The sequence below is a fragment of the Arthrobacter sp. Hor0625 genome (assembly GCF_052567525.1).
In genome coordinates, this window is the sequence record NZ_CP199586.1 from 1,299,996 (window position 1) to 1,314,104 (window position 14,109).

Annotated in this window: 11 protein-coding genes; 8 read left to right on the top strand and 3 right to left on the bottom strand. The window is 63.4% G+C overall.

The window, feature by feature from the left end; genetic code table 11:
• Window positions 1-3 precede the first annotated feature (3 nt).
• From gnd to dnaA, 3 genes are all read right to left on the bottom strand, one after another.
• A complete protein-coding gene (gene gnd, locus ACTWLI_RS05920; RefSeq protein WP_445155728.1) occupies window positions 4-888 on the bottom strand; it encodes a phosphogluconate dehydrogenase (NAD(+)-dependent, decarboxylating) in 885 nt (294 codons plus the stop codon).
• Window positions 889-917: 29 nt separating this feature from the next.
• Window positions 918-2,042, bottom strand: a complete 1,125-nt coding sequence (dnaN, locus tag ACTWLI_RS05925; RefSeq protein WP_445155729.1) for a DNA polymerase III subunit beta — start codon at window positions 2,040-2,042, stop codon at window positions 918-920.
• Window positions 2,043-2,627: 585 nt separating this feature from the next.
• Window positions 2,628-4,049 carry a chromosomal replication initiator protein DnaA gene (gene dnaA / locus ACTWLI_RS05930; RefSeq protein WP_056736768.1) on the bottom strand — a complete coding sequence of 474 codons (1,422 nt, stop codon included), beginning with the start codon at window positions 4,047-4,049 and terminating at the stop codon, window positions 2,628-2,630.
• A gap of 466 nt (window positions 4,050-4,515) precedes the next feature.
• On the opposite strand from dnaA, the gene rpmH reads away from it, so the two are divergent.
• From rpmH to ACTWLI_RS05970, 8 genes are all read left to right on the top strand, one after another.
• Entirely contained in the window at window positions 4,516-4,653 is a 138-nt protein-coding gene (rpmH, locus tag ACTWLI_RS05935; protein ID WP_003800212.1) for a 50S ribosomal protein L34, read from the top strand.
• 41 nt (window positions 4,654-4,694) lie between these two features.
• Window positions 4,695-5,105: a ribonuclease P protein component gene (gene rnpA / locus ACTWLI_RS05940; protein WP_445155730.1), complete on the top strand. Its 411-nt coding sequence runs from the start codon at window positions 4,695-4,697 to the stop codon at window positions 5,103-5,105.
• Window positions 5,098-5,505, top strand: coding sequence for a membrane protein insertion efficiency factor YidD (gene yidD, locus ACTWLI_RS05945; RefSeq protein ID WP_445155731.1), 408 nt, complete (start codon window positions 5,098-5,100; stop codon window positions 5,503-5,505). Before rnpA ends, yidD begins: the two co-directional genes overlap by 8 nt.
• A 16-nt stretch (window positions 5,506-5,521) precedes the next feature.
• On the top strand, window positions 5,522-6,493 hold the full coding sequence (gene yidC, locus ACTWLI_RS05950) for a membrane protein insertase YidC (protein ID WP_056736772.1): 972 nt from the start codon (window positions 5,522-5,524) through the stop codon (window positions 6,491-6,493).
• Window positions 6,493-7,095: a Jag family protein gene (locus tag ACTWLI_RS05955; RefSeq protein ID WP_445155732.1), complete on the top strand. Its 603-nt coding sequence runs from the start codon at window positions 6,493-6,495 to the stop codon at window positions 7,093-7,095. Before yidC ends, ACTWLI_RS05955 begins: the two co-directional genes overlap by 1 nt.
• Window positions 7,096-7,111: 16 nt before the next feature.
• On the top strand, window positions 7,112-7,762 hold the full coding sequence (gene rsmG / locus ACTWLI_RS05960; RefSeq protein ID WP_445155733.1) for a 16S rRNA (guanine(527)-N(7))-methyltransferase RsmG: 651 nt from the start codon (window positions 7,112-7,114) through the stop codon (window positions 7,760-7,762).
• Window positions 7,763-7,847: 85 nt separating this feature from the next.
• Window positions 7,848-8,906, top strand: a complete 1,059-nt coding sequence (locus tag ACTWLI_RS05965; protein ID WP_445155734.1) for a ParA family protein — start codon at window positions 7,848-7,850, stop codon at window positions 8,904-8,906.
• 68 nt (window positions 8,907-8,974) lie between these two features.
• Complete coding sequence (locus ACTWLI_RS05970; protein ID WP_445155735.1) at window positions 8,975-10,279, top strand: ParB/RepB/Spo0J family partition protein; 1,305 nt, start codon at window positions 8,975-8,977, stop codon at window positions 10,277-10,279.
• Window positions 10,280-14,109: the final 3,830 nt, after the last annotated feature.

Below are 14,109 nucleotides of genomic sequence, written 5' to 3' on the forward strand. Positions count from 1 at the left end.
GGCTCACTTGGCGGGACGGGTGGCGTGTCCGCCGAACTGGTGGCGCAGGGCGGAGACCATCTTCATGGCCGGCGAGCTGTCCTCCCGGGAAGCAAAGCGGGCGAACAGTGCCGCGGTGATGGCCGGGGCGGGCACCGCATTGGCGATTGCTTCCTCCACGGTCCAGCGGCCTTCGCCGGAATCTTCGACGTAGTCGTCGATGGATTCCAGGCCCGGATCTTCTTCGAGGGCCTTGACCATCAGGTCCAGCAGCCAGGACCGGACCACCGTTCCCTTTTGCCAGGCGCGGAACGTGCCCGGCAGGTCGGTCACGATGTCCTTCGCTGCGAGGAGTTCGTAGCCTTCCGCGTACGCCTGCATCAGGCCGTACTCGATGCCGTTGTGGACCATCTTGGCGTAGTGGCCGGCCCCCACGCCGCCGACGTGGACGAAGCTGTCCGCCCGGTCGCCTTCGGGACGCAGCGCGTCGAAGACCGGAAGGGCGCGCTCAATGTCGGCAACGTCGCCGCCGGCCATCAGCCCGTAGCCGTTCTGCAGGCCCCAGACCCCGCCGGAAACACCGCAGTCGGCGAAGCGGATGCCCTTTTCGGCCAGCGCGGCCGCGTGCTTCTGGTCTTCGGTGAACCGGGAATTCCCGCCGTCGATCACCAGGTCGCCCGCGTCGAGCTTGGTGCCGAGTTCGGCGATGACCGCATCGGTGATCTCGCCCGACGGAACCATGACCCACACCAGCCGCGGAGCCGGGAGGGCGGCGACCAGCTCCTCGACACTGGAGACGTCGGTGATGTCCGGGTTGCGGTCGAAGCCGGTGACTTCAATCCCGCCCTTGCGCAGGCGTTCGCGCATGTTGAAACCCATTTTGCCAAGGCCGATTAGTCCGATGTGCACGGAAGAACTCTTTTCTGCGCCGGGTGGGGCTAGTTGGGCAGGCGGACGGGCATGACCAGGTAACGGTAGTCGTCCTGGTCCTCGCCGTCGGCGTCCTGCTGGGCGGTGACCATCGCCGGCTTCGGAGCCGTGGTGAAGGAGAACCGCACGAACTTGGTTTCGATGACACTCAGGCCCTCGATCAGGTAGTGCGGGTTGAAGGCTACGGTGATCTCCTCACCGGTCAGCTGGGCCTCGAGTTCTTCGGATGCCTGGGCGTCCTCACCCGTTCCGGCGTCGAGGTGCAGCTGCCCCTCGGTGAAGGCCAGCCGTACGGGGGTGTTGCGCTCGGCCACAAGGGAAACTCGGCGGACGGCCTCGACCAGTTCCTGGGTCTGGACCGTGGCGTGGATCGGCGTGGAGTCGGGGAACAGCGAACGGATCTTCGGGTAGTCGCCGTCGACGAGCAGCGACGTCGTGGTGCGGCCGCCGCTTTCGAAGCCGATCAGGCGGCTGTCGTCATCGGCGAGGGCAAGGTGGATCTCACCGCTGCCGCCGAGGGTCTTGGCCACCTCGTTCAGGGTCTTGGCTTTGACCAGGGCGCTGGTGGAAATGCCGGGAGTGGCAGGCTTCCACGGCACTTCGCGCATCGCCAGGCGGTAGCGGTCCGTGGCCAGCAACGTGATGAGGTCGTCTTCGATTTCCATCCGCACCCCGGTAAGGATGGGCAGGGTGTCGTCCTTGCTGGCGGCGATGATCACCTGGGAGACCGCCTGGGCGAAGGAATCGCCCGGGACCGTGCCGCTGATCGGGGGCAGGGCGGGCAGCGGCGGGTACTCCGCTTCCGGCATCGTGGCCAGGTGGAAGCTGCTTCGACGGCAGCTCAGGGTGACTTTGTTGCCGTCGGTTTCGATGTCGACCGGCGCGGAGGGCAGGCTGCGGCAGATGTCCGCGAGCAGGCGGCCGGAGACCAGGATGGTGCCCTCGGTGGTGATATCGGCCGGGATTTCCAGCCGCGCGGAAGTCTCGTAATCAAAGCTGGAAAGGCTGACCGTGCCGGCCTCTGCCTTGAGCAGCAGGCCGGAAAGCACGGGGACAGGCGGCCGCGGAGACAACGACCGGGCGGTCCAAGTCACGGCTTCGGCCAGGACGTCCCGCTCGACTCTGAACTTCACGGAAGGGTGCCGCCTTTCATTGCTGCTGACATGAGCTAAAAATCCCAGAACCGACGGGCGGGCCCGGATGGGTCCGGATCCGCCAGAAGGGTTGTGCCCGCGTCCCGGTGCGCTGGACCGGACGGAACCTTTCGGGAACCGACCGAGAACGAGTGGCCGGGACCGACACACTGCAGACAGCTTAGCCCCAAGACCAAGGTTCTCCCATCCCCGGCTTACACGCTTGTGGTTCAGCCGGGGCTTCCCGGCTGCTGCCGGGACATGTTCGGCGGGCCGGCGGGTGGGTCGTCAGGAAACTGTTGTTTGAGGGATTTTCATTTTCTTGGGATTAGTAGTGTTAATAACTGCTGTGGAAACTGTGGATAACTCGGTCTGGCGGCGTGGTTCCGCGGTTAAGCCCTGTTCATGGACTGTGGGCGGCCCTGGTTTTAAACAGGGTGTGGATGGGGACAAGATTTTCGGCCGTTTTGCCGATCCACAGGCGGCTTAAGGGTTTTAAGCCCATTAACCGCGGTTGTCCCCTTAACTATCCACAGGCTTGTCCACAGGCCCCTGTTAATAAGGTATGAGTGCGCGGCGCGCGGTTCAGGAATTACGCTGCTGCTGCTTGATCCGGTTGGTCAGTTCGGTCACCTGGTTGTAGATCACGCGGCGCTCGGCCATCAGCTCGCGGATCTTCCGGTCGGCGTGGATGACCGTGGTGTGGTCACGTCCGCCGAGTTCCTGTCCGATCTTGGGCAGCGACATGTCCGTCAGCTCACGGCAGAGGTACATCGCGATCTGTCGCGCCGTGACCAGGGTCCGGGTGCGGGACTTGCTGCAGAGCTCCTCCATGCTGAGCTTGAAGTAGTCGGCCGTCTGGGTGAGGATCTGCGCCGAGGTGATTTCCTGGGCGCCGTCGTCGGTAATCAGGTCTTTGAGGACCATCTCCGCCAGGGCAACATCCACCGGCTGGCGGTTGAGGCTCGCGAACGCGGTGACGCGGATCAGGGCGCCTTCAAGTTCGCGGATGTTGCTCGAGATCTTGGAGGCGATGTATTCCAGGGCATCGTCCGGGGCGGAGAGGCCTTCACTGAGCGCCTTCTTGCGCAGGATCGCGATGCGCGTTTCCAGTTCCGGCGGCTGGATGTCCGTCAGCAGGCCCCATTCGAAGCGGGATTTCATGCGGTCCTCGAAGCCGGCCAGCAGTTTGGGCGGCTGGTCTGAGGTGATGACGACCTGCTTGTTGTTGTTGTGCAGGGCGTTGAAAGTGTGGAAGAACTCCTCCAGGGTCCGGTCCTTGCCGGCAAGGAACTGGATGTCGTCGATCAGCAGCACGTCGACGTTGCGGTAGGTCGTCTTGAAACTCGTGCCTTCGTCATCCCGGATGGAGTTGATGAAGTCGTTGGTGAATTCCTCGGAGTTGACGTACCGGACGCGGATTCCGCTGTAGAGCCGTCGCGCGTAGTGGCCGATCGCATGGAGCAGGTGCGTCTTGCCCAGCCCGGAGTCGCCGTAGATGAACAGCGGGTTGTAGGCCTTCGCGGGGGCTTCGGCGACGGCGACGGCGGCCGCGTGCGCAAAGCGGTTGGAGGAGCCGATCACGAAGGTGTCGAAAACGTACTTCGGGTTGAGCCGGCCAAATTCGTGGGAGGTGCTGGGGAGCATGGGCTGCGGCTTGAGTTCCACGGCGGCGTCGGGGGCCAGGCTGAGTTCGACGGCCGGTTCCGGTTCCACATGGAGCGGCACCAGGTCGGTGTCGACGTCAATTGCGCAGCGGATCTCGTCGGAGAAGACATCCCGGAGGGCGTCATCGAGGGCTTCCTTGACCTGCGTCTGCAGCACCTCGCGGGTGAGCTCGTTGGGAACGGCCACCAGCAGGGTCGAACCGATGAGCCCCTGCGCCTGGGCGAGGATCACAAAGCCGCGCTGCCGCGGTGAAACCCGGTGGTCGTTCTCGAGAAGGCTGACAACCCGGCGCCAGGAACTTCCGACGGTGTTGGCGTGGTTGGCTTCGTCTACCGTCATCAATCAGTTCCTCAAACATTGCTTGCCTGCGTTACGTGCAGCCGCAGGCCCCGGACCGGACTCCCGGCCCCGGCGTAATCCACAGGGTTGTGCACAGTCCGTGGATAATCGGCTACTGGGACACTCTAGGGGATGAAATGCATAGAAGATAGCTGGGATCAGCCCTGTGGATAATTACACGGTTGTGGTTCCCAATCGGCAGGCGTGACCCACTTCATCCACAGGCTCCGGCGGCGGTTAACCACAGCTGGGGACAGGGACCGGAGGGGCTTCCGGTTTGACTCCGGGACCGTTTTTCCCCTAACGTTGTGAAGTCCTTTGTGTCCGCTTTTCGCCTCATTTGAATCCCTCCCCGACGCCTGCGTCTTGCGAGTTGAGGGTGGCGGCACATACAAAACTTAGCGTCGGCCAGTTCTTCCCCTTTTTGATCGGGTGGACGCACCTTTGATCCACTGGAGTAACTAACGTGAGCAAGCGGACTTTTCAGCCGAATAACCGCCGTCGAGCCAAGAAGCACGGCTTCCGCCTTCGTATGCGTACCCGTGCCGGCCGCGCCATCCTGGCAGCCCGCCGTGGCAAGGGCCGCACCGAGCTGTCGGCTTAAATAACTGACTCGTCGGTCAGTATCCTGATGCGAGTTGAACGGTGCTAGCCACCCGGAACCGTCTGAGGACTTCAACCGATTTTTCAACAACTGTACGTTCCGGCGTCCGCAATGGACGCCGGAACTTAGTGTTATATACGGCAGCTCTGGCTGCCGACGAACCAAGCCGGATCGGTTTCATCGTTTCCAAGAGTGTTGGGAACGCTGTTGTCAGGAACCTCGTTAAGAGGAGACTTAGAGAAGCCGGCTTCAAGGCGCTGCAAAAGTACCCTTACGGGTTCGCTATCGTGGTGCGGGCACTGCCCGCCTCGGCAGCGGCCGGCTGGTCCGGGCTCTGCAGCGACTTCGATGCCGCTTTGGAGACAACCATGAAACGGCTGGGCGGCCGCCTTCCGCAGGCCGCTTCGAAAGTTTCTAACGCGACATCACAGGAAGGGACCCCGCGTGCATAACCACACTGCCGCCGTCGTCCCTGCTCCAGGCCAGCGCCTCAAGGCGGCCGCCCGCTGGGTTGGCCGGGCCGTCTGGAACCTGCCGCGGAACCTTCTCATCCTTTTGCTGATGGCCTATCGCAAGCTGGTCTCTCCGCTGTACGGGCAAGTGTGCCGGTTCTTCCCGAGCTGCTCCGCCTATGCACTGGAAGCGGTCACCGTCCACGGGGCCGTCAAGGGCAGCTGGCTCGCGGCGCGACGCCTCAGCCGCTGCCACCCATGGAATTCCGGCGGTGTGGACCATGTCCCCGCCGGGCACCGGGAGTGGCCGGCGGGCCACACCCCCAGAATTGTTGTGCTGAACAACCCGGACAAGTACCTGGCTGCTCAGTCTGATGGAGAAGGCCGCACGGCGGCCTGACGAATAGGGATATCGTATGGACTTCTTTGAAACAATCATGTTTCCGTTCAAGTGGCTGGTTTCGGTCATCATGGTGGGTTTCCACGATGGACTGAGCGCGATCGGCCTCCCGGCAGCCAACGGCTGGACCTGGACGCTGTCCATCATCGGGCTGGTGCTGGTCATCCGTGCCGCCCTGATCCCCGTCTTCGTCAAGCAGATCAAGGCCCAACGCGGCATGCAGCTGCTGCAGCCGGACCTGAAGAAGCTTCAGGACAAGTACAAAGGCAAGACGGACCAGCTGTCCCGCCAGGCGATGGCGCAGGAACAGATGGCCATGTACAAGAAGCACGGCACCAACCCGTTCTCGGCCTGCCTGCCGATGCTGATCCAGATGCCGTTCTTCTTCGCCCTCTTCCAGGTGCTCTCCGGTATTTCCGCCGCCAAGGACAAGGGTGCCGGCATCGGGGCCATGAGCCACGAACAGGTTGTCGAGTTCGATGCTTCGAGCATTTTCGGCGCCCCGCTCTCCGCCGCACTGCTGCATGGCGGCGCCGGCAATGTCGCCGTCGTGGTGCTCTCGATCGTCATGATCCTCGCCATGACCGCCTCGCAGTTCATCACCCAGAAGCAGATCATGGCGAAGAATATGTCCGAAGAGGCCATGGCCAGCCCGTTCATGAAGCAGCAGAAGATGATGCTCTACATCCTGCCGCTCGTTTTCGGCGTCGGCGGCATCAACTTCCCCATCGGTGTCCTCATTTACTGGACCACCACGAACCTCTGGACCATGGGGCAGCAGTTCTTCGTGATCCGCCGCATGCCGACCCCCGGTTCTCCCGCCGCTAAGGCGCTGGCAGAACGCCGTGCCGCCAAGGGTCTGCCCAGTCTGCCCCTGATGGGTGCCAAGAAGGCCGACGCCGAGGCTGAAGCGGAGGCCGCTGCGGCTGCCGTCGCGGCGAAGACCCAGCGCGTCCAGCCCCAGCGTAAGAACAGGAAGAGGAAGTAATGTCTGCCGAGAGCACCGAACACGCTATTTCCGTCGAATCCGCGTCCGCCGACGAGGTCCGAACGGACGACGTCGCGGAGTCCGCCGCTGCTGAAGAAACCGAGACCGGCACGGTTCCGGGCAAGGGATCGCAGGCCAGCCGCCTGGAGGAGGAAGGCGACGTTGCCGCCGACTACCTCGAGGAGCTGCTGGACATCGCCGACATTGATGGCGACATCGACATTGAGGTCCGCAACGGCCGCACCTACATCTCCATCGTGGCCGAGGACGAATCCCCGGGGCTGGAGAGCCTGGTCGGCCGGGACGGCGAAGTCCTCGAAGCCCTGCAGGAACTCACCCGGCTCGCCGTGCTCTCCGCGACGGAGAACCGTTCGCGCCTGGTCCTCGACATCAACGGCTACCGGGCTGACCGGGCCGGTGACTTGCAGCAGATCGCCGAGGATGCCATCGCGTCCGTTAAGGAGACCGGCAAGAGCGTAGCGCTGGCTCCGATGAGCGCCTACGAGCGCAAGATCGTCCACGACGCCGTGGCCGACCTGGGCTTTGCCAGCGAATCCGAAGGCGAAGGCGCCGATCGGCACATCGTTGTCTCCGCAGACTGACTCCCGGACAGCATTGATGGTTGAGATGAGCGCGGCCGAACGCAGGGCCGCAGAATCCATTTTTGGTGACCGGCTGGACCTGGCGCAGCGCTATGTCGAGCACCTGGCAACCTCCGGAACCGAACGCGGACTGATTGGCCCGCGTGAAGTGCCCCGGCTGTGGAGCCGCCATGTGCTCAACTGCGCCGTCATCGAACGCGAGATCGCCCCGGGGAGCCACGTCGCCGACGTCGGAAGCGGGGCTGGACTTCCCGGCCTTTGCCTGGCGATTGCCCGTCCGGACCTTGAACTGACACTGATCGAACCGCTCGAGCGCAGGGTGATCTGGCTGCAGGAAGTGGTTGACGATCTGGGCCTCGAGAACGTGACGGTGATGCGGACTCGGGCGGAACTGGCGGTGGGACAGGTGGACGCCGACGTCGTGACCGCCCGGGCCGTCTCGGCACTGTCGAACCTCGCCGGCCTGACCATTCCCCTGTTGGGCGGAAGCGGCGAGGTTGTGGCGATCAAGGGTCGCAGCGCCGGCGAAGAGATCGAAAAGGCGGCAAAGGTGATCCGCAAGCTCGGCGGCGTCGAGACTTCCGTCGTGGTGGTCGGTGAGGACCTCCTCGAGGAGCCCACCACCGTGGTCCGCATCGTGGTGAACAAGCCCCGAAAGATTGCGTAGCACCAGAGAGGTGCCGACGGACTGGGAGGGGAAGCGGTTAGGCTAGTAAGCGGCAGCAAAAGCCGGATGAGAGTGAGAGTGTCAAGTGAGCAGTAGCGAAGCCTCCACACAGCGGATACCCCCGTTTGTGTCCCTGGGGTCGGCGCGGGCTATGTCTGCGACGCCGGTTGCTCACGGCATTTCGTCCAAACAATCGGGATCGGTTGCAGAAGTGACCAATGTTTCACGTGAAACGTCCCTGGCGTCGGTGAGTAACGTTCTCGATTCCATCGATGATTCCAGCCCTATCGCCCGGGAACTTGCGCACGAAAACAAGCGCCGGGAGCGGTTGCTTGGCCGGCAGCTGCCAAAGCCGGAGAAGACACGCATCTTCACCGTCTCGAATCAAAAGGGCGGGGTGGGTAAGACCACGACCACCGTCAACATTGCCGCCGCCCTGGCCGCAGCCGGTCTCAACGTCCTCGTGATCGACATCGATCCCCAGGGCAACGCTTCCACTGCGCTCGGCATCGAGCACCACGCCGACGTCGACAGTATCTATGACGTCCTGATCAACGACGTGCCGCTTCAGGATGTCGTGGCGCCCTGCCCGGACATCGCGAAACTGATCTGCGCCCCGGCCACAATCCACCTTGCCGGGGCCGAAATTGAGCTTGTCAGCCTTGTCGCCCGCGAGCAGCGTTTGCGCCGGGCCATCGATGTATACGCCAAAGAGCGGGCCAAGAACGGCGAAGAACGGCTCGACTACATTTTCATCGACTGCCCGCCAAGCCTGGGGCTGCTGACGGTTAACGCCTTCTGCGCGGCCAGCGAAGTCCTGATTCCGATCCAGTGCGAGTACTACGCGCTCGAGGGTCTGAGCCAGCTGCTGAAGAACATTGAGATGATCCAGAAACACCTCAACGCCGACCTCGTCGTGTCGACCATCCTGCTGACGATGTACGACGGCCGCACCAACCTGGCGGCCCAGGTGGCGGCCGAAGTACGGGAGCATTTTCCGGAACAGGTGTTGGGCGCGGTGGTTCCGCGGTCGGTCCGTATTTCGGAGGCACCCAGCTACCAGCAGACCGTCATGACTTACGACCCTTCCTCCAGCGGCGCCCTATCCTATTTGGAAGCCGCAGCGGAAATCGCTGAACGTTAGACTCTTCTCGTCAATTGCACTAGCCAGAGCCGGAGTATGCCGGGCTCTTCCACTGGAGGGATTTATCCATGAGCGATAAGCGACGCGGCCTTGGCCGTGGACTTGGTGCGCTGATTCCAAGTTCCGCCTCGGCCAACGCCTCCGGGAACGGCACTGCTCCGTCCCGTCCCGTGGATCTGTTCTTCCCCGAGGCCAGGAAACGCGCTTCGGACACCTCAAGCGACGAGGCCGCCACCACGCCGGAGGAGACGACGACGTCCCCTGCCGCGGCGCCGGCTGCTAAGCCCGCAGCAGTCGAGTCGGCACCGGAGTCTGCACCGGCCACAGCGGATGAGGCCCAGGAGGCGAAGCCCGCGCGGAAGTCCCGTGTATCCAGCGCCAAGGAATCGACCGGCTCTGCCGGAGCCGCCCCTGCCGCTTCTCCGGCAAAGAAGAGCCCGCGCAAGGATGCCGCCGAGGCGGAAGCCAGCAAGGCGCCGGAGTCCGCCAGCACGCCTGCGGAAGCACCGGAACAGGAACCGGCCTACGCCCGCGACGAGGTGGAGCTCGTAGAAGTGCCCGGCGTCCGTTTTGCCGAAATCCCGGTCACCGACATCCACCCCAACCGCAAACAACCCCGCTCCGTCTTCGATGAGGACGACATGGCGGAGCTGGTCCACTCGGTTCGGGAAATCGGCGTCCTCCAGCCAATCGTGGTCCGTACTTCAACCGAAGACGGTGGAGAACCTTACGAACTCGTTATGGGTGAGCGTCGCTGGCGTGCCGTACAGGCTGCCGGGCTCCAGACGATCCCCGCCATCGTCCGCGACACCACCGATGATGACCTGCTCCGCGATGCGCTGCTGGAGAACCTCCACCGCAGCCAGCTGAACCCGCTTGAAGAGGCCGCCGCCTACCAGCAGCTGCTGGAGGACTTTGGGACGACCCACGAGCAGCTTGCCGACCGGATCGGCCGTTCCCGCCCGCAGGTCTCAAACACGCTCCGCCTACTCAAGCTGCCGCCGCTGGTTCAGCGCCGTGTTGGGGCCGGCGTGATCTCCGCCGGCCATGCCCGTGCCCTGCTGGCCCTTCCTGACGCCGCTGCAATGGAGCGCCTGGCGCAGAAGATCGTAGCCGAAGGTATGTCTGTCCGTGCCACCGAGGAAGCCGTGACGCTCTACCAGGAGCCGTCCACGCCGACTAAAAACAACATCCCGCGGCCAGGGGCGCGGCACGAACGGCTGGACTACCTGGCCTCCTCCCTGTCGGACCGCCTGGATACGAACGTAAAGATTTCGCTCGGGGCCCGAAAGGGACGCGTCAGCATTGAATTTGCCAGCGTTGAGGACCTGAACCGCATCATGGAGGTGCTCAGCCCCGGGAGCCCGAACTAGGCATTCCCGCGGTGCAGTCCCGTTAGTGTCCGCAGGGCCCGTTTCACGTTAGGTTTCACGTGAAACGGGCCCTGTTTTTGGTGGTCTCCCTGTGGGTGTTGAGATGGCACCAAGGGGCCTAGTTGCTGATTTTTTGGCGTAGTTCCACCGCGCGGCACCATTTTCCAGGCGGCGAAAGGGCGCACCTGGACGTTTGAGGGTGGCGCGGCGTGCCACCCGCATAGCCGCAAGCCCCCGAGGTTCCTAGGGCCCCAGACGGCCGCCCAGCGCCCGGGACGGCCCTCAGCGCCCCAAGCGGCCGTCGGCGCCTGGGACGTCCGCCCGGCGCCCCGGCAGGTGCCCAGACATGCCTCCGACGGATCTAGGGGCGGATGTGACTGCCTAGGACCGCTGCGGCCTGCCCCACTCTCGACCCTGCGGTTTCCCGGCGGCCGAGGGACGCCACCGCCCCGCACTCCTGCAAAGTCCAGCCCTCAACTCTGCCCCGTGAGTCCGGCTGGCGTTGTCAGCCGGAAGCTAGTGGCCGACGCGACACTTGATGCCGCAGCTGCTTCATCGCCCACTAGTGTGGTGCCAAGATTGTTGCGAGCAGGTTGTGCCGAGGACGCCATTACGGTTGACACCCGCGCACATCGGGGCGGTAGCTACGCATCGGCGCACCGGACACAGGCGCCCTTCCATGGTTCCCGCGGCTGTGTAGCCCTACCGGTTCTCAGACGAACTACCTCAGAAGCTGCAGCGCCCAAGGTTCGGTGAGGTGTGCGGCGCTGATCTGAAGGGGTTCCGACCCCAAGGACGGGAGATCCGCGGGAACCGAGGAACGTCTAGGCCTGGGAACATGCCACACCTCCGTTTGCAGAGGATCATTTCCGTTTCATGCGAAACAGCACGCCGGCGGCGAAGCATCCGACAGCCGCCCTGCATGCGGAGAGATAGCAGAAGCGGTGTCCCGTTGGAAGGCCTAGGCAGCTGGGAATCTGCCGAGCCTCTAACGCCCGCCCTCCCCTCCGCGGACTGAAGAATCCACATCCTACCGGCGGATGGGATGGCGACGGAACGACGTGCCTGCGTCCCCGAGGGCTGGGCTTGTCGGTGAGTATGGCATAGATCTACCACCGCATGGATATCCTGGCGCCCGGTTCCGGCCGTTGGGACTTTTTCGGTGGTGTGGTGCGGCCGTCGTTCGCCAACCGGTGAGACCGCGAAGCGGGTGCGGGGCTGTACGGTTGTCCGGGTCATCGTTCGGCGGCCTACGCGTGTGGGAAGCAGCGGGCAGCCTTGAGGCTGTCCTCCGATGCACCTAACATAGCGCCGTGTCGTATTCACCGGTACGGCGCGATGGTTCTGGATCGGTGGATGGCATTCCGCGTTGGAAGTGGGCGTGCTGCTTAGACACCAGGGGTGAGTGCCTCCAACGGCTGCTGTTCGGTTCGCCGTGTTTCACGTGAAACGCGTCATGGCTGCGCTTGAACTCAGACGGCGACCGCGTGCACCTCCAGGTCGATGCCTCACGAGCGGTCCGAAGTCGAGACGGCCTTAGGGACGGTCTCTGCGCAGGTTCGACTGTGTAGCGTCCTCAGTCTCTGCGCTGTTGGGCGAACCGTAGTTCTGTGGAATTCCTCGGATGCTCCGGATGGAGATGCCCCTCCCCCGTAGCGATTCTGTGCGTGCTCCATTGTGCGGCGCGCCTCGGAGCCTCTACGTCCGGCCGCGTATGGCCCCGGTCGATTCCCTCTCCGAGCTTGCCTGCGCGCAGTTAGTACCAGGCAACATGGCGGCGTAGAGCTATGCGGAACCATGGATGGCCAGTCCCAAGGCCTCCCTGATACGCAGATGATGAGCGCCATGGGACTGCGGCGTAGCTGCGCGGCACCGGAGCCCGACAACAGTTCTTGCACCACAGCGCTCCCCCTATTGGATCCCAGACCCCCCGAGGCATGAACCCGGCGACGATTCCTGCGTGGAACACTGGGGCTGAGGATGCGGTTGCCGAGTCACTGTTGATGAGCTGTCGGGCCGATCGACCGATCGATAACGAACGCTACCGCTCTCGAGTAGCGGTGGATATCCCTGTGGATAACTTTGTGGATTAGCCGTCGGTTTCTATCCACCGTTAGGGGGCTTGGCGGAGAAGTATGAAGTAGGCATGGGACGTTTGCTGGTCGTGCGATTGCCGGGCACCGCAGTTGCTGTACCCGTTTCACGTGAAACATCGCGCGGTTCCCTGGGCAGCGGACCAGATATGACACGAAAAGCCGAAATACCGCCTAACAAGGTTACTGAAGCGGGTTAATTCTTAGTCAGCGGCCAATCCTAGTGGTGTCCCAACGGTGTAGGTCCGGCGCGCCCCGTCTGCAGATTGAAGTGGTATGGCGCACCAGCTCCCTTCGGTGGTCCAGACGCTCGCCTTGTAGTCTGTGGATACGCCTGTGTGTAATCTCTCAGGCTCCTGTGGATAACTGTGTGAATAACCTTTGTGGAGTATCCACCCATTTTCATCACCGCGAAGGTGCCCAGGATCTTGTGTTGACTAGTGGGAGGTTGACCCTAGACGAAGGACCGCTGAACTCCGGGAGGCCATTCCTACTTCCATGACAAACCATAGTTGGGCTGCTCCGGGCATTGCCTGGCAGATCTCAGTACAACGGTGTGGCAGGCAGGTGAGGTGGGCTGGCGATTCTCCCGGAAGGGATAGTGACTGGCCGGCCCGGGATCGCATCACGGGGGCCGGCTCTTCGTCGACAAGTTTCGCAGGTGGTGCTGTGGATGTCTGTTCTCGTTTCGGGAGTCCGGCCCACTTGAGGAAAGCGTGGCGGAAGGCAAACCGATGGTCGGCTCGGGCCGCTGAAAAACACACATGGTACGTCCGCAGCCACTTCCCGGGGATCTCCGACTCCGAGTGCGTAGCGGGCTCAGTTGTCCCAGTACCGGAGGGGCCTGGAGAAGATTCTGGTTGGACTTAGGGGGGCCGCACCTGGGAATCAAGGTCTCCCCCGTACTGCCCAGCCGTTCGGTGGCCACCCCGCGACGCAGCAAGCGCCTATGGATTCGAGCCGTGCACATGCCGCCCCACGTGTCTTTGGCAAGCCGCTTGATCCCTCGAGGGTCTTCCGCCGCGACGCCCCGAGCAGGGTGCCGCAGCTAAGGCCTATGGAGAATCGCCGTGCGGGCTCCGCTTATGGGGCCGTCGTGGGCGGCCCGCCGGCCGGCTGATGCGGGCTGGAGTGGGGGTCGTGGATCGTACGGCTCCTGCTGTGGGAGGCAATGGAAGGGGGGAGCTACCTCCCCGGGAGGTCTTGGTAGTACCGCTGTTGGCTAGTGACGTCTGGCCCTTTCATGTTCATTGTGCCGGTGGGTCGTCGTGCGACGGCCTTGATCCAGCTGGCATCAGCGCCCCTCAGGGCTACGACTGCTGGGTGGCACATGCATTCCGGCGGCCCATAAGTCCGGGTTGGACTGTGTTGCGTGGGTGTCAGTGGACTCCATTGACTAGTCTTGCAGTCCCATCGGTTTAGGTCGCACGGAGCCGGCACGCACGCGGACCGCTTGCCCGCACTGCGTCAGTTGCGACGCGGAGGGTGAATGCTGCCCCGGATGTTCGGTCCTTATGGAGCACTCCCCCTAGGCATGTAGTAGCCATTAGCAGTCCCAGGCCGGGGCTGTTGGCGTGACCAGTTCGGACAACAACGCTGGTCGGGCGCAGCTGTGGGCAGAATGATCCTGAAAGCGTTGAAAGTCCTAGTGGAGAGACCGAATGGAATGACGAGAAGTAGGCGTGAAATCGCCGGACGCAGCCCGATTGACTGTTCGGACCTGAGTCGCATAGTTCT

Excerpts from the sequence above, each read along its gene's own strand:
- dnaA (WP_056736768.1), bottom strand. The coding sequence starts at position 4,049 with ATGACGGTAGACGAAGCCAACCACGCCAACACCGTCGGAAGTTCCTGG.
- rsmG (WP_445155733.1), top strand. The coding sequence starts at position 7,112 with ATGGTTGAGATGAGCGCGGCCGAACGCAGGGCCGCAGAATCCATTTTT.
- yidC (WP_056736772.1), top strand. The coding sequence starts at position 5,522 with ATGGACTTCTTTGAAACAATCATGTTTCCGTTCAAGTGGCTGGTTTCG.
- ACTWLI_RS05970 (WP_445155735.1), top strand. The coding sequence starts at position 8,975 with ATGAGCGATAAGCGACGCGGCCTTGGCCGTGGACTTGGTGCGCTGATT.
- ACTWLI_RS05955 (WP_445155732.1), top strand. The coding sequence starts at position 6,493 with ATGTCTGCCGAGAGCACCGAACACGCTATTTCCGTCGAATCCGCGTCC.